Consider the following 19123-nt stretch of genomic DNA (forward strand, 5'->3'; position numbering starts at 1 on the left):
CCCCCCATGCAGTCCCTCGGCGCCATCGCTTTCCTCGTCCACGATTACGACGAGGCCATCGCCTTCTTCGTCGATGCGCTGGGCTTCTCACTGGTAGAGGACACGCCCCAGGGCGAGGGCAAGCGCTGGGTCACGGTCGCGCCGCGGGGGTCGGATGGAACGAAGCTTCTGCTGGCCCGCGCCATCGACGACGGGCAGCGCGCCCAGGTCGGCAAGCAGGGGGGCGGCCGCGTGTTCCTGTTCCTGCACACCGACGACTTCGCCGCCGATCACGCGCGTATGCAGGCACACGGCGTACGCTTCCGGGAAACACCGCGCCATGAGCCCTATGGCACGGTCGCGGTGTTCGACGATCTCTACGGCAACGGATGGGACCTGATCCAGCCGGCCGGCTGACAAGGAACATGCATGAATGACCCGATTCGCGTGGCAGTGCTGGATGATTACCAGAAGGTCGCGCGTACCAGCGCCGACTGGTCGTCCGTGGAAGCCAGGGCGGAACTCACCGTCTTCCACGACCACCTGCATGATCACGAGGCGCTGGTGCGTCGACTGGCCCGCTTCGACGTCATCTGCGTGATGCGCGAGCGCACGCCGATGACGGCCGCCCTGATCGCCGCCCTGCCCCGCCTGCGGCTGATCGCCTCCACCGGGGCGGCCAATGCGTCCATCGACACCGAGGCTGCGGCGGCGCATGGAGTCACCGTGGCGCACACCGGTTATGCGTCTACGCCCACCATCGAATTCACCTGGGCCGCCATCCTCGGGCTGGCACGCGACATCGCCGGCGAAGCGGCCTCCGTGCGCGCCGGCGGCTGGCAGGCCGGGCTGGGCACCGAACTGCGCGGCAAGACGCTCGGCATCCTTGGCCTGGGCCGGATCGGTTCGGCCGTGGCCAGCATCGGCAAGGCCTTTGGCATGCATGTCATTGCATGGAGCGAAAACCTCCAGGAAGAAACGGCCAGCGCGCTCGGCGTACAGCGCGTCGACAAGCAGGCGCTGCTCTCGCGTTCCGACTTTCTCACCATCCACACCCGGCTCAGCGAACGGACGCGCGGCCTCATCGGCGCGGCGGAACTGGCGTCCATGAAGCCGACCGCGCGCCTCATCAACAGCTCACGCGGCCCGATCGTGGACGAGGCGGCACTGGTGGATGCGCTGATAGGCGGTCGCATCGCCGGCGCCGCGGTGGACGTGTTCGAGACCGAACCGCTACCCGCCGACCACGCCTTCCGCGACCTGCCGAACGTGCTGGCCACACCGCATATCGGCTATGTCACCGAGGAGATGTACCGGACGTTCTACAGCGATACGGTAAAGAACGTGCTTGCCTGGCTGGACACGCTGCCCTGAGCCGAAGCGGCCCTGCATGCCAAGGGCCGGTGCGGCCGAGGCCAGGCTCGTTAGCGTGACGCCACCTTGCCAGCGTCCTTCGCTACTGCTTTGTCGCCCTTATCGCTGTCCTTGGGCTTGATCGTCATCAGCTCCAGCGGCTTGCCGTCCGGCTGACGTATCGTCCAGCCGCGTTGGAGATCCGCCAGGTCGTTGAGTTGCGGGCAGATCTGGTCGGAACGACGATCCAGCGCCTTCGACCGTTTGTCCATGGCGCCGTCCAGCGATTTTTCGAGCGACTCGGCACGGGCCTGCAGTGCGGCGACCTTGCTGGCATCGCCGGACAGGGCCGCTGTGACGGCGCTGGACGTAACCGAGCCCACCAGTTCGCCCACCGTATCGGAGACCGACCCGCCGACGGTTTCCGCCAGGTGGTCGTTGGACCAATGCCCGGCGCCCACGCCTTCGTCGATCTGGCGCAGGGCCTGCGCCTGTTTGCGCTTGAGTTTTTCCAGCATGCTGGCGCGTTGCTCACCATCGGCGAAGGACAGCGTGATGGTGGTCATGGCCGAGAAGCCGAGCTGTACACCTTCGCGGGCGATGGCGGCCACCTCGGGAACCAGCTTGCGCACACCGGCCTCGTAGCGCCGTAGCGCGTCGGCATCGGCGGACGACACCGTCGTCTGGCGGCCGTCGATGCGAATGCTGCCGTCGTGCAGGAAGATATCCGCCGGCGTGCCCGCCTTGCGATGGAACGACAGTCCCGCATCCGTGACGTCCACGTCGTAGGGGGTGGCGTAATCGTTCTTGCAGGTGTCGGTGCTGAATTCGATCATGCCGGCGTGGGCTGTCGCGACGGACAGGGCAAGGGCGACGACAAGGCTTGCGGCGATCGAGGAATGGCGCATGAATCCTGCTCCCTGGGTGATGACACCGGCTTGGACGCGCGCGGCTGGCCTTTGGTTTAAACCCCCTCGGTACCCCACGCATGGGCCTGAGGTCACGGGGTGACCTTTGGCAGGGTCAGGAGGCGATACCCCGCTCGCGGGCATATTCGGAGAGGCGGCTGTCGTGATCGAGGCCGAGTTTGCGCATCGCGTCGCGCTTCTGCCGGCTTACCGTCTTGACGCTACGACTGAGGCGTTCGGCAATCTGCGTGATCGACATGCCCCCGACGTACAGCCGGACCACCTCCATCTCGCGCGCGGAAAGCCGCGATGCATCGCAGGGCGCCTGGACACCGGCGACGTCGAACTGGCGACGAATGGTGTCGCTGAGGTAGGGCCTTCCGGCGGCGGCCTGCCTGACCGCCACCGCGACCTCTTTCAGCGGTGCCCGCTTGTCGCACAGGCCGAGTGCGCCCCGCGCACGCATGGCCTGGAGCACCGCGGCATTGTTGACCATGGTGAGCACGACCACAGGAAGCCGGGGATAACGACGACGCATCAGGTCGATCAGGGCCAGCCCGTCACCGTGGCGTCCACCCGGCATCGAGAAGTCGGTGACCACGACGTCGCAGGGACGGGTGGTCAGCAGGTCGAGCAACTGGTCGCCGTTGGCGGCTTCACCGACCACCTCGATATCCCCCGTGGCCTCGAGCGCGGCACGCGTGCCCATCAGGACCACCGGATGATCGTCGGCAATGATCGTTCGCAGAACCATGTCTTCCCTCGACGGCGGAAACGCGCAGCCGTTTTCCATGCCATGTGTTACATCTCTTCGCACGGCGGAGATTACAGTAAAGCTCCGTGCGTGGTCGAAGGAACGCCATGACGCGCTTGAGAATGTTGGTCAAATTAAGCTGTGCAGCGATCGCATGGCAGGCACCCGTCGGCGCTGCACGCGCGGACGGCCACCCACCGCTGGCGTCGGCATCGCAGTGGCAGGCCGAAACGCATACGACGGACGTCCGCGCGTGGGCGATGCCCTCCTTGCACGACGATGCAGGCCACACGAACACGCCTGCCATCGCCGTGGCGTTGAACGACGACGAGCGGCGCTGGCTGGCGAACCTACCGATACTGCGCATCGGCATCGATCCCACCGCCGCGCCACTGTCGCTCATCGATCGCGATGGCGAAGCCGAAGGCCTGTCGCTCGACTACCTGCAAGCGGCGCTGCAGGCGCTCGGCGTGCGATCGCGCACGGTCGCCACCACGGACTGGCCGGAGACGGTGCGCGCAGCCTCCGCGGGCGACATCGACCTGCTTGCCGCCGCGTCGCCACGAAACGGCGCACTTGGCAGGCACTTCGTGTTTTCACGGGCCTACGCCGAATTCCCCGTGATGATCGTCACGCGTGAGGCGTTCCCCACCATCGGCGACATCCACGACCTGTCCGGGCGACGCATCGCGGCCAACCTGTCGCAAGGCGCGGTGGCAGCCGCGGTGGCGGCGATACCTGGGGCAGTCGCCATCGACGTGAGGACGACGGCGGCGGGACTGCAGGCCGTGGCCGCAGGCGACGCCGATGCCTACGTCGGCGATATCGCTACTGCGGAATTGCAGATCCGACGCGATTATCCGGCGCAGCTCAAGCTCGCCGCTCCCACGAACGAACGTGCCGCCCTCACCATTGGCGTCGCCAACCGCTACGCCCGCCTGGCATCGCTCATCGATCGCGCCCTGGCGCGTATGCCGGAGCGTCGCTCGCAGGCCATCCGCAACACCTGGCTGCGCTCGCAGTACACGTGGGGTGGATCGTGGAAGGAAATCGCGCGCAAGGTGGGACCGGCCGGCGCACTGGTCATGCTGTTGCTGCTAGCCGTGTCTTACGCCTACCTGCGGCTTCGCCGTGAAACACGCCTGCGGCTGCGCAGCGAGGCCCAACTGGCCGACGTGACACGGCACATGCCGGCCGTGGTCTATCGCTTCCTGTATCGGCAGGGTGGATCCATCACGTTTGTCTATGTCGGTGGCAATCCGGAACCCATGTTCGGCATCGACGCGGCCACCCTCATGGCCGACGAGCGACGCGCATTCGCACGAGTGGACGAACGCGACCAACCTACCCTGCTCGCGGCCATGGCACACAGCGCGGCAACCCTCCAGCCACTGCACGCGGAGCTGCGTGTGCGCGACAGCGATCCCGAGCGCTGGGTCGCCTCGCATGCGCTGCCGCGTGCGGTCGCCGAAGGCACCGAGTTCACGGGTTACTGGATCGACATCTCCGAGCGCCATCGACAGTCGGCCCAACTGGCGGCAGCAAAGCGCGCGGCCGAAGCGGCGACACAGGCCAAGAGCCTGTTCCTTGCCACGATGAGCCACGAGATCCGCACGCCGATGCATGGGGTACTGGGCACCCTCGAGATACTGGGCCGGACCCCTCTGGAACCCGGGCAGCGACGCCTGCTCGAAACCGCGGAAACCTCGGCCGAGGCACTCCTGCAGATCCTCGACGACATCCTGGATTTCTCGCGGATCGAGGCAGGCCAGGTCGCTATCGATCCCGTTCCCGTCGACCTGCGCGAACTGGTCGCCGGCATCGTGGACCTCTTTGCCTGGCAAGCCGGCCAGAAGGGACTGCGAATCACGGCCCGGGTCGATCCGCGGGTGGCACCGGGCGTGATGGTGGACGGCAGTCGCCTTCGCCAGGTCATCGTCAATCTGGTCAGCAATGCCGTGAAGTTCACGTCGCATGGCAGCGTCGATGTCCATCTGGATGTCATCGAGGCGGACGATAGCCGTCAGCGGTTGCGTTTCAGCGTGAGCGATACCGGCATGGGCATCGCCGATGCGGACATCGCCCGTTTGTTCTCGCCCTTCAGCCAGGCCGAGGCATCGATCACCCGTCGCTTCGGCGGCAGCGGCCTCGGGCTGGCGATCAGCCGGCGCCTCGTCGAGTTGCTGGGTGGATATATCGCCATGACCAGCTCCCCCGGCGTCGGCACGCGGGTCACGGTCGAATGCGCGTTGCCCGTGGCCGTCATGCCTGCGCAGGACACGCCTTCGCCCACCGTCCAGACGGAGAGAACGACCATCGCCCGGAACGTGCTGGTCGCCGAGGACCACCCCATCAATCGCGAACTGGTGGCCGCGCAACTCCAGCGAATCGGCCATCGGTGCCGCATCGCCGGTGACGGCACCGATGCCCTGCGCACTGCCGGCACGTGGCCGGTCGACGTGCTGCTCACCGACCTGCACATGCCCGGCATGGATGGCCACACGCTGATACGCACCCTGCGCGAGCGCGGCGCCACGATGCGCATCGTGGTCATGACCGCGGACGTCATGGCGAGCGAACGCGACCGCTGCATGGCAGCAGGCGCCAACGCGTTCGTGACCAAGCCCCTGCGTCTCGCCGCCCTGCGCGAGGCGCTGGCGTCCGGGCCCGAGGATTCCACAGGACACGCCGGCGAAGTTGGCGGCGAGGTCGATGCATGGGATGTCGACCTGTGGCGCGACCTGTTCGGCGACCTGGCCGCCATGCCCGACATGATCGATCGTTTCGAAGCCGATCTGGACGACGCCATGGATCGCCTTCGCACCTCGGAGACGCCGGACGCCGTGGCCGGTCACCTGCATCGTGTACTGGGCGGCATGCGGGTTTTCGGCGCGTCAGCGGAGGCGGCGCACCTGGAGATGCTGGAGACCCTGCTTCGCGCCGAGGCGACCCGGGCCGATGCCATGCTGCGACTGGCCGGCGTCCACGACATGCTGCGTCGCTTCGTCGGACGCTTGAGGGAAGCGGTCACCAGGCAGCTCGCGCTCTGAGTTATTACTCAAAAAATAGTGGGATTTTTCAGAATTGTCTGATTACCCCCGCTGCCTCACTACGCCACCCTTGCAGACACGCGGACCACGCCGCGAGGGAGGCAATCATGCGCAGACCGGCTATCGAGTATCACATTGCCCAATCGGGCACGTCCTGGGGCATCTATCGCGAGGGCACGCAGATCGCCGTCCGGTCCGATCCCGCGGACGCTATCGCCTTTGCCAACTTCTTTGCCGACCGCGAGACCCTGATGAATCTCCGACGAGTACGCGTGTCCGCGGATACCGTCATGCACCGCACGCTCAAGAACATGCGCAAGGCTGAAGCCGTGCGAGCGGTGGCCTGATCGTTTGCGCTCGGGCTCAGCGGCCCGTCACGCCACCCAGGTTGCTCATATCCAAATGAAGCAGGCGCAGACGCGCAATGTGCCTACCCACCGTGGCGCGGTCGCCCGATGACGCCTCCAGCTTGAGGAAGGCATCCAGCAGACGGCGCTCCATCTGCTCCAGGGTACGAATCCAGGTGACATCCGGGTCGTGTGAGAGCTTTACGGACGCCTCGACCACGGTACGCCTGACCCCGCTCATGGCGCCGCCGGCAGAAGCCGGCTTGCCACCGGTGGCACTCACCTGGCCCTGGAGATCGCCGGCAATGGCGTTCAGGGAGTCGGCCGATTCTTCGAGGATCGCCTTCAGGCCGGGTTCCCTGACACCCCGTGACGCGTGGCGATACAGATCGCGATCCGCGATGACGCGGCGGATCAGCCCATTCACGACACGGATCGAAGTACGTTCCATAGGGCGGACGTTAGACCCCCCGGACTTAGCCGGTCATAAATGCCGGCGATTTCGGTCAGCCTGGGGTCATTCGCCGCTTTCGAGCAGCAGCAGTGGATGACCCGCGCTGTCATGCAGGCCGGATTGCAGGTCGAGAAGTTGCTGGACCGAGGGGCACAGCGCCTGTACGCGTGGCCGCAGCGCAGTCTCGACCCGTGCGATGACCCGGGCCTGCCCACCGCTGGACACCGCCGCGACGCGATCCCGCAGGGCGGCGGCGCCTTGCAGGTCGCCGTTCATGGCCAGCTGCATCGCTTCCCCACCCACGTCCTCCGTCAGGATGGGCGTGATATCGGACACGATCTCCTGGGCATAGGCGCGCATGGCGTCCTCCTGCCAGTCGCGGGTGCTCTGGCTGGCGGCAATGCGCCGTTTGATGTCGGTCACCCGCGCGGTGAGCGCGCGATCGAGGTCGCCGCTGGCCGCCGCCCCGGGCGCGGCCGTGGCGGCTTCGTCACGCACCGCCTTGGCCGCGATGTCCACGCCATCGCTGGCCAGGGCCTTGGCCTTGGGCACCAGCAGCCGGACGTTGCGCTCGAAAAGGGCCACACGGTCCTGCTCGTCCGGGCGTAGCGCCACGCTCCTGCCGTCGGCGGCGAGCGTGCCGTCCTGGATGCGAACACTGCGCGGCGCCCCCTGTGCCCTATCGAATGTCAGGGACTCTGGGCGAACGGTCAGGTCGTAACTGCTTGCGATACGACAGCTGTGATCGATGTCCTGGGCCGTCGCGGCGCCGGCAAACCCGACGGCGAGGGCAAGAACGAGCAGACGTGCGGTCATGGATACATCCCGGCTAAAGCCATTCGATAGCGTCGGCCGGGCGAATGGCCGCTGAACCGGTCAGAGGGCTGGCGTCATGAACTGCTGGCGCACACGCAGGCTGCCCAGCGCCCAGGCCAGCCATGCCAGTAGCGGCACCGACACCACTTTCAGCACCACGCCGACCAGCATGATGCTGCGCTGGCGACCGGCCACCATGACGAGGTCCGGCGGCAGGCCCGCCTGACCCAGCACGATGCCCAACTGCTGCCACTGTCCATAAGCGAACCATGCCGTATAGGCGGCCCACACCATAAGCAGGAGCGCCACGATACGCATGGCGCCACGTGCCCAGTCGCGCCAGCGCAGGGTGGATAGCGTGACGACGATGATCGCGAACGCCGCCAGCGTGTAGCCCAGCGACCACAGCAATGCGATGCGCGGGTCGGGGCCGCCTGCCACCGCCTCGGCACTCATCGCGCCGACCGCCTGGCCGATGACCACGCAGGCATAGGCATTGACGACGAAACCGGCGGCGGCCAGCAACATGACCAGCCACACGACGATGCGCCACGGCGCGAACGGACGGGCGCGGCGTGCATTCAGGGCGGCTTGGAACACGCTCAGGCACCCGCCTTCTTGAACTGGTCGAGGTCGGAAAGCACCTGGCCGGAGTTCTTTTCGGGATCGACGTCCTTGTAGACCTTGACGATCTTGCCCGCGGGATCGATCAGGAAGGTCTCGCGACGGGCGTACTTCATGCCCAGCGTCTTGTTCAGCACGTCGTATTTCACGGCCGTGGCGCCGTCGGCGTCGGACAGCAGGGGGAACGGCACGTGGTACTTCTCGGCAAACTCGGCATGCGACTTCACGTCGTCCAGGCTGACGCCGACCACGTCCGCGCCGGCCTTGTGCAGCTTGGCGATGTCATCGCGGAAAGTGCAGACCTCGGTGGTGCAGCCGGCCGTGAAATCCTTCGGATAGAAGTACATGACCAGCCACTTGCCCTTGTGGGTGTCCAGCGTGTGCCAGTCGCCCTTCTGGTCCTGCAGGCGGAAATCGGGCGCCTTGTCGCCCACCACGGGGGCGGCGGCCCAGGCGGCAAAGGTGACCAGGGACAGGGCGATAACGCTGAGGAGGCGACGCATGGGCAAACCTCGAAGGACGGGAAAGGTCACGAGTGTATCGGCGATGGCCGGGAAAGAGTCATAAAAAAAGGGCACCCCGTGGGGTGCCCTTCAGGAGTCGCGGCGCTTGGCTTACTTGCCGAGGCGCTCGATCTCGAACTTGCTCAGGTCGACGCCAAGGTTGAAGCCGCGGCCCGTACCGGTGACGGCCAGCGACACTTCGCCCTTGGTCATGGCGGCGCTTTCGGCGCTCTTCACGACACCGGCGTTGGCACCGCCAGAGGCGTACTCACCGAAGATCTCGCTGATGCCCTTGACGTTGGTGAACTCGCCCTTGCCGCCTTCGATGCTGAACTTGCCGGCGGTCAGACCACCGCCACGGACGTGGATCATCACGTCGGCGCTCTGGCCGTTGTCGCAGCGCACGTGGCCGCGGCCGTCGGCCTTCTTGTAGATGGCCGCCCAGCCGGTGGTGCTGAAGGTCATGTGGCACTTGGTCGCGGCGGTGGACTCCGCGCGTGCCGGCTGCACCGTGAAAGCACCTGCCGCCGCCACTGCAATAATGGCCATACCCGCGATGCGCTTGATCATGTTCGTTCTCCGTAAGAAAGAGTGGCAGGGACTGTGTGAGGGCGGATTCTCCGCTCACGAATGTGAAGAAACACGGAGCATGCCTGCGTTCGTTCATGAAGGCGCCGGTTATGTGCACGCACGGTGAACCGCTTGGTGCGCCGCCCCGCCCGACCTACCATCGAGCGGTGCCTTCAACCCAGAGGAACGCCCCCATGCCCAAGAAGATACTCGTTGGTTACGACGGCTCCGAGACGGCCCGCCGGGCCTTTCAGTTCGCCATCGAACTGGCCACCTGCGCCAGGGCCAGCGTGCATGTGGTGTCCGTCCGGCAGGTGGAGAACGGCGCCGACACCGCCGCGCTGCTGATGAACGACAACGGTGCCGAGCAACTCGACGCCTTGCGGACGGAGATCGCCGCCCTGCATGAGGCCCACGGCCTGGACGTGGTGGTCGACATGGTCCATGGCGCGCCCGGCGACGCCCTGCTTGCCTACGTCGCCCAACAGGACGTGGACCATATCGTCATCGGCCACACCGAGCGGGGCGCCCTGGCCCGCTGGCTGGTGGGCTCCACCGCTACCGACGTGCTCGCCAGAGCCCATGTACCGGTGACCGTGGTGCGCTAATCGTCCGGCTTTGTCACAATTCGGCAACGCCCACGGGGGCGACATGCTTAAGCGATCGAGGAACACCCTAAGTGAGCTACGCCGCCACCTTGCCATGGACGCTCGAAAAACTGGACTTCTCGCGTATCGACATCGAGAAGGTCAGGCACAACGAAGACCTGTTCCTCCTGCTTTGCAGTTCCTCTTTCGTCGAGAGCGGTTCCGACCTGTACACGCACAACCTGGTCGATCATTTTGCCGGTGACGACGAACTGCAATCCTGGCTGCGCGACCACTGGGAGCACGAGGAGATGCAGCACGGCCGCGCACTGGCTGCCTATGTGCGGCATGTGTGGCCCGAATTCGACTGGGACGAAGGTTTCAGGAACTTCTTCGCGCACTACGGCTCCGTATGCACGGCCGAGGAACTGGAATCCGACCGCGGCCTGGAACTGGCGGCCCGCTGTGTCGTCGAGACCGGCACAGCCAGCCTCTATCGCGCCCTCAACGATGTCACCGACGAACCCGTGCTGCGGGAACTGACCAACTACATCAAGAGCGACGAAGTGCGGCATTACAAGCACTTCTACCAGCACTTCCGCATCTACCGTCAGCGCGACGGCATCGGACGCCTCCGCACGCTGCGCGTACTGCTGAAACGGCTGAACGAGATCAAGAACGAGGACAGCGATATCGCGCTGCGCCACGTGTTCAACGTGCGCTACCCCGACAAGGCCACGGACGATGCGGAATTCCGCCGCGTGACCAGCCGTGCCGAAGGGCTGTTGAAGCGCCATATCCCCGCCGAGATGACGGTGAAGATGCTGCTTCGACCGCTGGATCTACCGGCCCGGGTCAACGCCATGCTGGAATGGCCGCTGACCCGGATCACCGAGAAGCTGTTCCTGCACTGATCACTTCTTCTTCGGCAAAGGCGTCCATTTGTCGTTGTCGAAACCGCCCGTCTCGAAGGTGAGCGTGGTCTCGCCGCGGCTCACCGTCACCACGTCGATGGTGAGCCGCTTCGTCTTCGCCAGGTCCTTCAGGAAGGCGGCATCGTTGCGGAACAGCAGCGCCGGCTCGCCGGTGGGCGGACGGAACGCCTTGATCGTCTTCGCCTTGCCGTCGAAGGTGGCCTTGAGGGTGCAATCGCTCTTGCAGACGAAGCCCTTGCCGGCGGTGGCATACAGGAACACGCTCTGCCCCCAGGCGGTGTGCCGCCGCAGGATCAGGCGCACGCTTTCCTCGCCGGACGGCCGGCTGGACTGAAGGGTCGCGGTGCTCTGGGTACCCCCCTGCATCGGCGAGGTCTGGTACAGCCACAAGGCCGACAGGCGGGCCTTCTCGCTGGCCGCCTTGTAGCCGGACTCCAGCCCGGCCAGGGTCTTGCCGACCTCGGCTGCGGCCGGGGTTTCCGGATAGGTGTCGACGATCTCGTGGCCGAGTTGCACGGCGGGTCCGTCGTTGTGAAGCTTGAGCAACTGGCGATAGGTTTCCAGCTTCTTGGCCGCCTCGTCGGCGCGTGACGTCGCTGCCGGCGCCGCGGGTGCCGGGTCGGAGGGGGAGGAACACGCGGCCAGCAGGGCGGTGGCGGCAAAAAGGGTGGCGATTCGGCGCATGATTTTGCGATTCCGGGAGGGAAGGACCCTAGCTTCGCCGCGACGGCCGTCAGTGGCAAGGCGGCAGGTAGACTGGCGCAAGCTTCCGAAGGAATCGTCCATGTCGTCCCCGCCCCCGGCGCCCGTTCGCCTGATGCAGCATCGCGCCTTCCTGCAATTCTGGTTCGCCAAGAACGCGTCCAGCTTTGCGTTCCAGATGATGTCGGTGGCGGTGGGCTGGCAGATCTACGAGATCACCGGACGCGCGCTGGACCTCGGGCTGATCGGCCTGGCGCAGTTCGTGCCCTCGGTGGTCCTCGCCCTGCCTGCGGGCCATGTCGCCGACCAGTTCGACCGGCGCCGCATCGTCACGCTGTGCCAGACGATCGAATGGCTGGCCATCGCTGCGCTTGCCCTCCTCAGTTTTACGGGCCGTCTACACGAGGCCGGCATCCTGGCGCTGGTCTTCGTCATCGGCGTCGGCAAGGCCTTCGAGTTCCCGGCCCTGCAATCCATGCTGCCCGCCATCGTGCCCACGCACGTGCTGCCCCGAGCCATGGCCTCCACGGCTGCGGCCGGCGAGGCGGCGATGATCGTCGGGCCCGCGCTGGGCGGCCTGCTCTACATTGCCGGCCCGGCGACCGTGTATGGCGTGTCGGCGGCCCTCTACCTTGTCGCACTGGTCCTGATGTCGCGCCTTTCCTACGACCACGCCCCACCCCGACGCGAGCCCGCCACGCTGAAAAGCGTGTTCGCCGGCGTGCATTTCATACGCCACCGGCCCGCCGTGCTCGGCGTGATCTCGCTGGACCTGTTCGCCGTGCTGCTCGGCGGGGCCACGGCGCTGCTGCCGATCTTCGCCAAGGACATCCTGCACACCGGCCCCTGGGGCCTGGGCGTGCTGCGCGCCGCTCCGGCGGTCGGCGCCCTGCTGATGTCCATCTGGCTGTCGCGGCATACCCTGGAGCGCCGCGTCGGGCCCATCATGTTCGCCTCCGTGGCCGGCTTCGGCCTGTCCACACTGGTGTTCGCGTTGTCCACGTCGCTATGGCTGTCGGTGGGCGCGCTATTCGCGCTGGGCGCTTTCGACATGGTCAGCATGGTGATCCGCGGCGCACTGGTACAACTGGAGACGCCGGACGACATGCGCGGCCGGGTCAGCGCCGTCAATGCCATCTTCATCAATACGTCCAACCAGCTCGGCGAATTCGAATCCGGCATCCTTGCCGCTGCGCTCGGGGCGGTGAACGCCACGCTCATCGGTGGCATCGGCACCCTGGTGGTGGTGGGGCTGTGGATGTGGTGGTTCCCTTCGTTGCGCCGGCGACAGGGGCTCGTCTCCGAACCGCTGCCCGTCGAGGGCGCCAGCAGCACCATCTGACACGCCCGCGGAAACGTGTTATTAGGTGGACGTCTATACCGCCAAAGGGGATGCCCGCCATGAAGCGCCTGCTTGCCACCAGCCTCCTCGCCCTCACCGCGCCGGCCTTCGCCGGCCACCAGGGCCCCGCCAGCCTGGACGCCGCCCTGGCGCAGGGCAAGCGCGAGCACAAGCCGGTGCTCGTCGATTTCCAGGCCGTGTGGTGCTACTCGTGCTATTTCATGGCCAGCCACGTGCTCAACGGCAAGGAGTGGACCGACCTCAACACCAAGGTCGTGTTCTACGAGGCCGATGCCGACCAGCCCGCCGACAAGGCCTGGATGACGAAGTGGAACGTGCATTTCCTGCCGACCTACGTGGCCATCGGCCCGGATGGGGAAGAACTCGGTCGCATCCTGGCCGAGCGCCCGCGCGATGTCTTCTACAAGGAGGTGGACGGGCTGCTTTCCGGTGACGCGCGCCTGTCGAAACAGAAATCGAACGCCAGCAAGGGCTCGATGGCGGCGGTCGCCGACGTGCTCGAAACGTATCAACAACGTTACCAGGGCACGGAAGGCATGGCCTGGTTCGACACCTTGCCGCCGCTGGTACGCAACGTGTCCGACAAGGACAAACGCGTCGCCCTGGCCAAGCAGCGCCTCCTGCTCCTGCAGGCCAAGGACAAGAAGGCCAACCCTGCCATCGCGTCTGCGGCGAAGAACATCCTCGCGGGTGATATCGGCTGCGATCGGCCCTATGTGCTCGACGATCTCCTCGAGGCCACGGCGGCCAACTACCCCGAGTCACGGCAGGCGGCACTGGTGCCGCAGAAAGCGCCCTACGAGACCTTCCTCGCAACGCAGGTATTCACCGAGGCGCCCGTGTGCGCCGACCAGCGCAGCGCGGTGCTGACGGCCGCCGACCTGGATGCCGCCCTGAACGACCCCGCCGGTGAGGCGGCCGTTCTGCGCAAGGCGATCGACCTCAGCCGCGAGAAACTGCACGGCGACCTGAAAAGCGACCGCAACGTCGCCGACAACCTGCGCGTCTACCTGGTCCGCGCCAAGGCCGGTGCCGAGCTGGATACCTTCGAAAAGCAGCTCATTGCCGCTTACCCGGACGACTACGTCTACAGTTACCGCTACGGCAAGCGCCTGGTCGAGTCGGGCGATGCCGCAGGCGGCCTGCCCTACCTCGATGCGGCGGCAACGAAAGCCTACGGAGCCAATCGCATCAGCGTGGCGACCTACCGCGTCAAGGCACTGAAGGCACTCCACCGCGACGCGGAGGCCAAGAAGGTGGTCGCCGATACCGTGGCCACCGAGGGCAAGGCCTTCCCCGAGCAGACCAGGAAGCTCCGCGAGTCGCTTACCGCAGCGGGTTGATGCCGGGGTACGCGGCGCGCGATGTCAGCTCTGCGACGTGCCGTAGACCACCGAGTCCAGGTGCTCCACCCGGGCGATCGTATCCAGCGGCACGGTGGCCGACCACGCCGGCCGTGCCGTGTCGACCAGCTTGACCACGCCGTTGATGCCCTCGGCGCCCTCCGCATCGACGAAGGTCTGCACCGTTGGCACGACGGATACCATGCCGCTCAGGGTCGATCCATCGCGCATATGCAGGGTGACCTTCGCGTTGTCGCGCAACTCGGCGATCAAGGCCTGCAGGCGGTCGATCTCCCCCGCGCCCTGGTGGATCGTTTCGGCTTCACGGCTCATGGCAAGGCTCCTGTTCGTCATCGAGGGCACCGACGCTACTCCGCGCGCGTCGATGGAATGTCTACATCGCCTGCATCGCACGCTGCTACCCTGCCGGCTCCTCTCCACGAGACGCCGCCATGATCACGGTCCACCACCTGAACAACTCGCGCTCCCAGCGCGTCCTCTGGCTGCTGGAAGAGCTGGGCGTGCCCTACGAGATCGTGCGCTACGAGCGCGACCCGAAAACGATGCTGGCACCGAAGTCGCTGCGTGCCATCCACCCACTCGGCAAGTCGCCCATCGTGGTCGACGGCGACATCACCGTGGTGGAATCCGGCGCGATCGTGGAGTACCTGGTGGATCGCTACGGCGAGGGGCGCCTGAAGCCCGCGGCCGGCACGGCCGAGGCGCGGCGCTATACCTATTTCCTGCACTACGCGGAAGGCTCGGCGATGCCGCCGCTGCTGTTGAAACTGGTTTTCATACGCATGGAAACGGCACCCGTGCCGTTTTTCGCGAAACCGGTGGCGCGCCTGATGGCCAAGGGCGCGCAGAAGACCTTTATCGATCCGCAACTGAACCTGCACCTGGACTACCTGGAAAACGAGCTGGGCGCGTCAGGCTGGTTCGCCGGCGACGATTTCACTGCAGCGGATATCCAGATGAGCTTCCCGCTGGAAGCGGCGGCGAGCCGCGGCGGCCTGGACGCTTCGCGCCCACGGCTGACCGGTTTCCTGGCACGCATCCATGCCAGACCGGCGTACCAGGCGGCCCTGAAACGCGGCGGCGATTACGATTTTGCGCCCAAGCCGGCCGGCTGAATCGCGGCTCAACCGGCCGGCTCGCATTTACACCCTGCTCACGGGACCGCCCTCACAGTCGGTTCCCGTACGAATCACATGACGAGGGATCCACCATGAGCAGAAATCGCGAGTTTGCGCGCCAGGTCGAAAGCACCGTCAACGATGTGTCGGGGCGTGTCCGTCACTATGCCGACGAGGCTCACGGCGCCGGTAGCGACCTGCTCGACCGCACCCGCCGCATCACGAACAAGTTCGCCAGCAAGAGCAGCAGCCGGCGCGCGCGTTATATGGCCGAGGATCTCGCCGACGAAGCCAGCTACCAGTATCGTCGGCTGCGCAAGCAGGTTCGCCGTAACCCGGGCGTCACCATCGGCATCGCCGCCGCTGCGATCGGCACGTTCCTGCTGATTCGCCACGCGCTGCGCAGCGACGACTGATTCTTCGCATCGGATGACGAGAAAGGGCCGGACAATTGTCCGGCCCTTTTTTTTGGCACGAAAAATCCCGACGGATCATTCCGCCACGGGATGCTGCTCGACGACCTTGTCGACATGCCATGTCACGGACGACGCGCCTGCCATCGGGGCCCGTGCGTGCACCTCCGTCACCTTCAGCAGGTACTCGTTGCCCGCCTTCCAGTCCAGGCCCTCGACGGATGCCGAGGTGACCTGCCAGGGCTGCTTCGGCGTCTCGCGGTATTGCAGGCACTCGGCCTTCACCGCGCCGGGCGTGCATGGTGCCTTCGTGCCGGCGATGTACAGCAGCCGGGAACGCGACCCGTTATCGGGGGCGGTGGTGGCGCAGGCGGCAAGCGAGAGAACGGCGGCAGAAAGCAACACGAGGCGCATGGCGGATATCCGAAGTCGTATGCGAAAGAGAAATAGCAGCATCGTCGCGGCAATACCATGGACGGTGCGTGACGCCTGCATCGGCGATCACCCAAAAAAAGGGGGCCGGATGGTTCCGGCCCCCTTCGACGTGGTGTGTAAGGGCGCGAGCCCGGTCAGACCGTCATCGGGTTCGGCTTGTCCATGTCGAGCTTGTACTCCTTGATGGCGCGGCTGACGTCCTTGGCGTTGACCTTGCCTTCCTTCGCCAGCGCGGACAGGGCCGCCTGGGCGATCCAGTAGCGATCGACCTCGAAGTGGCTGCGCAGGTGAGCACGGCTATCGCTACGGCCGTAACCGTCCGTGCCCAGCACCGTGTAACGCATGCCGTCCGGCATGAACGCGCGCACCTGGTCAGCGAACTCGCGGACGTAGTCGGTCGCGGCGATGGCCGGGCCCTGGCGGTCGGCAAGCAGACCGGTGATGTACGGCACGCGCTGCGGGGATTCCGGATGCAGGCGATTCCAGCGTTCGGCATCGAAGCCCTCGCGACGGACCTCGGAGAAGCTCGGTACCGACCAGATGTCCGACGACACGCCGAAATCTTTCTCGAGCAACTCGGCCGCGGCGATGACTTCGCGCAAAATCGTGCCCGAGCCCATCAGCTGGACGCGCGGCTCGTTCTTCTTCGCCTTGCCACCGTCCTTGAACAGGTACATGCCCTTGACGATGCCTTCCTCGCTGCCCTTGGGCAGGTCGGGGTGGGCATAGTTCTCGTTCATCACGGTGATGTAGTAGTAGACGTCTTCCTGCTCCTGCATCATGCGGCGCGTGCCGTCCTGCATGATCACGGCCAGCTCGTAGGAGAAGGTCGGGTCGTAGGAGACGACGTTCGGGATCGCGCCGGACAGCAGGTGCGAGTGACCGTCCTCGTGCTGCAGGCCTTCACCGTTGAGCGTGGTGCGACCCGAGGTGCCACCGATGAGGAAGCCGCGAGCGCGCATGTCGCCAGCGGCCCAGCAGAGGTCGCCGATACGCTGGAAGCCGAACATCGAGTAGTAGATGAAGAACGGCAGCATCGGCACGTTGCTGATACTGTAGCTGGTGGCCGCGGCCAGCCAGGCGCTCATGCCGCCCGCCTCGCTGATGCCTTCCTGCAGCACCTGGCCCTTCTGGTCCTCGCGGTAGTAGAGCAGCTGGTCGGCGTCCTGCGGGCGGTACTTCTGGCCGAACGGCGCGTAGATACCGATCTGGCGGAACATGCCTTCCATGCCGAAGGTGCGGGCCTCGTCGGCCACGATCGGCACGATGCGCGGGCCGAGCTCCTTGTCGCGCAGCATGAGGTTCATGCCACGCACCAGGGCCATCGTGGTGGAGATCTCGCGGTCGCCGGTGCCCTTGGTGATCTGCTCGAACGAGGCGAGGTCAGGCGCCTTGAACGACTGGTCGGACTTGCGGCGGCGCTGCGGCAGCGAGCCGCCGAGCGCGCGGCGGCGCTCGAGCATGTACTGCACTTCCTCCGAGTCCTTGCCCGGGTGGTAGTACGGCACGTCTTCGAGCTTGTCGTCGGATACGGGGATATTGAAGCGGTCGCGGAAGGCGCGGATGGCGTCCAGATCCATCTTCTTCTGGTTGTGCGCCGGGTTCTGCGACTCACCCGCGGCGCCCATGCCGTAGCCCTTCACCGTCTTGGCGAGGACGACGGTGGGCATGCCCTTGGTGTTCACGGCCGCGTGGTAGGCCGCATAGACCTTGTGCGGGTCGTGACCGCCGCGGTTGAGGCGCCAGATGTCGTCGTCGGACATGTTGGCGACCAGCGCGGCGGTTTCCGGGTACTTGCCGAAGAACTTCTCGCGCGTATAGGCGCCACCGAAGGCCTTGCAGGCCTGGTACTCGCCGTCCACGGTTTCCATCATCAGCTGGCGCAGCTTGCCCGAGGTGTCGCGGGCGAGGAGCGGATCCCAGTAGCTGCCCCAGGCCACCTTGATGGCATTCCAGCCGGCGCCACGGAACACGCCTTCCAGTTCCTGGATGATCTTGCCATTGCCACGGACGGGACCGTCGAGGCGCTGCAGGTTGCAGTTGATGACGAAGATGAGGTTGTCGAGGCCTTCGCGACCGGCCAGCGAAATGGCGCCGAGCGATTCCGGCTCGTCGGATTCGCCGTCGCCCATGAAGCACCAGATCTTGCGATCGGACTTGGGAATGAGCCCGCGGTGCTCGAGGTACTTCCAGAACTGCGCCTGGTAGATCGCCTGGATGGGGCCCAGGCCCATGGACACGGTGGGCACCTGCCAGTAGTCCGGCATCAGCCAGGGATGCGGGTAGGACGACAGGCCACGACCCTTGCCCTCCACTTCCATGCGGAAGAGGTCGAGCTGGTCTTCGCCGATGCGGCCCTCGAGGAACGAGCGCGCATAGACGCCGGGCGCCGAATGGCCCTGGTGGAACACCAGGTCGCCCGGATGGTCCGCGCTGGGCGCGCGCCAGAAATGGTTGAAGCCGACGTCGTACAGCGTGGCCGACGAGGCGAAGCTGGAAATATGCCCGCCGAGGTCGCCGGGCTTGCGGTTGGCGCGCACCACGGTGGCCAGGGCGTTCCAGCGGACCAGCGAGCGGATGCGCCACTCGATGGCGGCATCGCCGGGGCTGCGCGCTTCCATGTGCGGCGGGATGGTGTTGACGTACTCCGTGGTCGGGTCGAACGGCAGGTAGCCGCCCGCGCGACGGGTGGAGTCGACCATGCGCTCCAGCAGGTAATGCGCTCGCTCGGTGCCGTCGTGGTTGATGACGGCGTTGAGCGACTCGACCCATTCACGGGTCTCGGTGGGGTCGAGATCCTGGTTCAGGATGTCGTCGATCTGGTCCATGGAAGCTCCGCTCGCGCGTC

At 66.1% G+C, this 19123-nt stretch carries 21 protein-coding genes; 10 read left to right on the forward strand and 11 right to left on the reverse strand.

Annotated elements, in window-relative coordinates; all coding sequences use genetic code 11:
- The first annotated feature begins 6 nt into the window (after positions 1-6).
- Both QRN34_RS09780 and QRN34_RS09785 read left to right on the forward strand, forming a co-directional pair.
- Positions 7-396 carry a VOC family protein gene (locus tag QRN34_RS09780; RefSeq protein ID WP_285404092.1) on the forward strand — a complete coding sequence of 130 codons (390 nt, stop codon included), beginning with the start codon at positions 7-9 and terminating at the stop codon, positions 394-396.
- 12 nt (positions 397-408) lie between these two features.
- Positions 409-1353 (forward strand): D-2-hydroxyacid dehydrogenase family protein, encoded by a 945-nt coding sequence (locus QRN34_RS09785; protein WP_285404093.1) that lies wholly within the window; start codon positions 409-411, stop codon positions 1351-1353.
- Between the two features lie 50 nt (positions 1354-1403).
- Here QRN34_RS09785 and QRN34_RS09790 read toward each other — a convergent pair whose 3' ends face one another.
- Positions 1404-2240, reverse strand: a complete 837-nt coding sequence (locus tag QRN34_RS09790) for a DUF2884 family protein (protein ID WP_285404094.1) — start codon at positions 2238-2240, stop codon at positions 1404-1406.
- A gap of 115 nt (positions 2241-2355) precedes the next feature.
- The gene (locus tag QRN34_RS09795) at positions 2356-2994 is read right to left on the reverse strand and encodes a response regulator (RefSeq protein WP_285404095.1); all 639 of its coding nucleotides are present in this window, start codon (positions 2992-2994) and stop codon (positions 2356-2358) included.
- Between the two features lie 107 nt (positions 2995-3101).
- Between QRN34_RS09795 and QRN34_RS09800 the strand changes: the two genes are divergently transcribed.
- The gene (locus QRN34_RS09800; RefSeq protein ID WP_285404096.1) at positions 3102-6044 is read left to right on the forward strand and encodes an ATP-binding protein; all 2943 of its coding nucleotides are present in this window, start codon (positions 3102-3104) and stop codon (positions 6042-6044) included.
- 107 nt (positions 6045-6151) lie between these two features.
- The gene (locus QRN34_RS09805) at positions 6152-6391 is read left to right on the forward strand and encodes a hypothetical protein (protein WP_285404097.1); all 240 of its coding nucleotides are present in this window, start codon (positions 6152-6154) and stop codon (positions 6389-6391) included.
- 16 nt (positions 6392-6407) lie between these two features.
- Here the strand turns inward: QRN34_RS09805 and QRN34_RS09810 are convergent, their stop codons facing one another.
- From QRN34_RS09810 to QRN34_RS09830, 5 genes are all read right to left on the reverse strand, one after another.
- Positions 6408-6842, reverse strand: coding sequence for a PA2169 family four-helix-bundle protein (locus QRN34_RS09810; protein ID WP_036138055.1), 435 nt, complete (start codon positions 6840-6842; stop codon positions 6408-6410).
- Positions 6843-6908: 66 nt separating this feature from the next.
- Positions 6909-7661, reverse strand: coding sequence for a DUF2884 family protein (locus QRN34_RS09815; RefSeq protein WP_285404099.1), 753 nt, complete (start codon positions 7659-7661; stop codon positions 6909-6911).
- A 60-nt stretch (positions 7662-7721) separates the two neighbouring features.
- Positions 7722-8261, reverse strand: coding sequence for a hypothetical protein (locus QRN34_RS09820; RefSeq protein WP_285404101.1), 540 nt, complete (start codon positions 8259-8261; stop codon positions 7722-7724).
- A gap of 2 nt (positions 8262-8263) precedes the next feature.
- Entirely contained in the window at positions 8264-8788 is a 525-nt protein-coding gene (locus QRN34_RS09825; protein ID WP_036138060.1) for a peroxiredoxin, read from the reverse strand.
- Between the two features lie 111 nt (positions 8789-8899).
- Positions 8900-9358: a hypothetical protein gene (locus tag QRN34_RS09830; protein ID WP_285404104.1), complete on the reverse strand. Its 459-nt coding sequence runs from the start codon at positions 9356-9358 to the stop codon at positions 8900-8902.
- Positions 9359-9552: 194 nt separating this feature from the next.
- On the opposite strand from QRN34_RS09830, the gene QRN34_RS09835 reads away from it, so the two are divergent.
- Positions 9553-9966 carry a universal stress protein gene (locus tag QRN34_RS09835; RefSeq protein ID WP_285404105.1) on the forward strand — a complete coding sequence of 138 codons (414 nt, stop codon included), beginning with the start codon at positions 9553-9555 and terminating at the stop codon, positions 9964-9966.
- Between the two features lie 71 nt (positions 9967-10037).
- Entirely contained in the window at positions 10038-10859 is an 822-nt protein-coding gene (locus tag QRN34_RS09840) for a ferritin-like domain-containing protein (RefSeq protein WP_285404107.1), read from the forward strand.
- On the opposite strand, the gene QRN34_RS09845 is transcribed toward QRN34_RS09840, so the two are convergent.
- Positions 10860-11564: a hypothetical protein gene (locus tag QRN34_RS09845; protein WP_285404109.1), complete on the reverse strand. Its 705-nt coding sequence runs from the start codon at positions 11562-11564 to the stop codon at positions 10860-10862.
- 100 nt (positions 11565-11664) lie between these two features.
- On the opposite strand from QRN34_RS09845, the gene QRN34_RS09850 reads away from it, so the two are divergent.
- Positions 11665-12924 carry an MFS transporter gene (locus tag QRN34_RS09850; protein WP_285404111.1) on the forward strand — a complete coding sequence of 420 codons (1260 nt, stop codon included), beginning with the start codon at positions 11665-11667 and terminating at the stop codon, positions 12922-12924.
- Between the two features lie 59 nt (positions 12925-12983).
- Complete coding sequence (locus QRN34_RS09855) at positions 12984-14288, forward strand: thioredoxin family protein (protein WP_285404112.1); 1305 nt, start codon at positions 12984-12986, stop codon at positions 14286-14288.
- Between the two features lie 24 nt (positions 14289-14312).
- Here QRN34_RS09855 and QRN34_RS09860 read toward each other — a convergent pair whose 3' ends face one another.
- Positions 14313-14621 (reverse strand): DUF3247 family protein, encoded by a 309-nt coding sequence (locus QRN34_RS09860; protein ID WP_285404113.1) that lies wholly within the window; start codon positions 14619-14621, stop codon positions 14313-14315.
- A 119-nt stretch (positions 14622-14740) separates the two neighbouring features.
- Here QRN34_RS09860 and QRN34_RS09865 point away from each other — a divergent pair, with 119 nt between their 5' ends.
- A complete protein-coding gene (locus QRN34_RS09865) occupies positions 14741-15424 on the forward strand; it encodes a glutathione S-transferase (RefSeq protein WP_285404114.1) in 684 nt (227 codons plus the stop codon).
- A 95-nt stretch (positions 15425-15519) separates the two neighbouring features.
- Positions 15520-15843: a hypothetical protein gene (locus tag QRN34_RS09870; RefSeq protein WP_285404115.1), complete on the forward strand. Its 324-nt coding sequence runs from the start codon at positions 15520-15522 to the stop codon at positions 15841-15843.
- A gap of 75 nt (positions 15844-15918) precedes the next feature.
- Here QRN34_RS09870 and QRN34_RS09875 read toward each other — a convergent pair whose 3' ends face one another.
- Both QRN34_RS09875 and aceE read right to left on the reverse strand, forming a co-directional pair.
- Positions 15919-16254: a DUF4377 domain-containing protein gene (locus QRN34_RS09875; RefSeq protein ID WP_285404116.1), complete on the reverse strand. Its 336-nt coding sequence runs from the start codon at positions 16252-16254 to the stop codon at positions 15919-15921.
- Positions 16255-16409: 155 nt separating this feature from the next.
- The gene (gene aceE / locus QRN34_RS09880) at positions 16410-19103 is read right to left on the reverse strand and encodes a pyruvate dehydrogenase (acetyl-transferring), homodimeric type (RefSeq protein WP_285404117.1); all 2694 of its coding nucleotides are present in this window, start codon (positions 19101-19103) and stop codon (positions 16410-16412) included.
- Between the last annotated feature and the right edge of the window lie 20 nt (positions 19104-19123).

It is taken from the genome of Luteibacter sp. ME-Dv--P-043b (assembly GCF_030209605.1).
In the GTDB taxonomy this organism is placed as follows: domain Bacteria; phylum Pseudomonadota; class Gammaproteobacteria; order Xanthomonadales; family Rhodanobacteraceae; genus Luteibacter.

Excerpts from the sequence above, each read along its gene's own strand:
- QRN34_RS09875 (WP_285404116.1), bottom strand. The coding sequence starts at position 16,254 with ATGCGCCTCGTGTTGCTTTCTGCCGCCGTTCTCTCGCTTGCCGCCTGC.
- QRN34_RS09835 (WP_285404105.1), top strand. The coding sequence starts at position 9,553 with ATGCCCAAGAAGATACTCGTTGGTTACGACGGCTCCGAGACGGCCCGC.
- aceE (WP_285404117.1), bottom strand. The coding sequence starts at position 19,103 with ATGGACCAGATCGACGACATCCTGAACCAGGATCTCGACCCCACCGAG.
- QRN34_RS09785 (WP_285404093.1), top strand. The coding sequence starts at position 409 with ATGAATGACCCGATTCGCGTGGCAGTGCTGGATGATTACCAGAAGGTC.
- QRN34_RS09800 (WP_285404096.1), top strand. The coding sequence starts at position 3,102 with ATGACGCGCTTGAGAATGTTGGTCAAATTAAGCTGTGCAGCGATCGCA.
- QRN34_RS09790 (WP_285404094.1), bottom strand. The coding sequence starts at position 2,240 with ATGCGCCATTCCTCGATCGCCGCAAGCCTTGTCGTCGCCCTTGCCCTG.
- QRN34_RS09825 (WP_036138060.1), bottom strand. The coding sequence starts at position 8,788 with ATGCGTCGCCTCCTCAGCGTTATCGCCCTGTCCCTGGTCACCTTTGCC.
- QRN34_RS09795 (WP_285404095.1), bottom strand. The coding sequence starts at position 2,994 with ATGGTTCTGCGAACGATCATTGCCGACGATCATCCGGTGGTCCTGATG.
- QRN34_RS09780 (WP_285404092.1), top strand. The coding sequence starts at position 7 with ATGCAGTCCCTCGGCGCCATCGCTTTCCTCGTCCACGATTACGACGAG.
- QRN34_RS09830 (WP_285404104.1), bottom strand. The coding sequence starts at position 9,358 with ATGATCAAGCGCATCGCGGGTATGGCCATTATTGCAGTGGCGGCGGCA.
- QRN34_RS09845 (WP_285404109.1), bottom strand. The coding sequence starts at position 11,564 with ATGCGCCGAATCGCCACCCTTTTTGCCGCCACCGCCCTGCTGGCCGCG.
- QRN34_RS09865 (WP_285404114.1), top strand. The coding sequence starts at position 14,741 with ATGATCACGGTCCACCACCTGAACAACTCGCGCTCCCAGCGCGTCCTC.
- QRN34_RS09850 (WP_285404111.1), top strand. The coding sequence starts at position 11,665 with ATGTCGTCCCCGCCCCCGGCGCCCGTTCGCCTGATGCAGCATCGCGCC.
- QRN34_RS09860 (WP_285404113.1), bottom strand. The coding sequence starts at position 14,621 with ATGAGCCGTGAAGCCGAAACGATCCACCAGGGCGCGGGGGAGATCGAC.
- QRN34_RS09805 (WP_285404097.1), top strand. The coding sequence starts at position 6,152 with ATGCGCAGACCGGCTATCGAGTATCACATTGCCCAATCGGGCACGTCC.
- QRN34_RS09870 (WP_285404115.1), top strand. The coding sequence starts at position 15,520 with ATGAGCAGAAATCGCGAGTTTGCGCGCCAGGTCGAAAGCACCGTCAAC.
- QRN34_RS09855 (WP_285404112.1), top strand. The coding sequence starts at position 12,984 with ATGAAGCGCCTGCTTGCCACCAGCCTCCTCGCCCTCACCGCGCCGGCC.
- QRN34_RS09815 (WP_285404099.1), bottom strand. The coding sequence starts at position 7,661 with ATGACCGCACGTCTGCTCGTTCTTGCCCTCGCCGTCGGGTTTGCCGGC.
- QRN34_RS09810 (WP_036138055.1), bottom strand. The coding sequence starts at position 6,842 with ATGGAACGTACTTCGATCCGTGTCGTGAATGGGCTGATCCGCCGCGTC.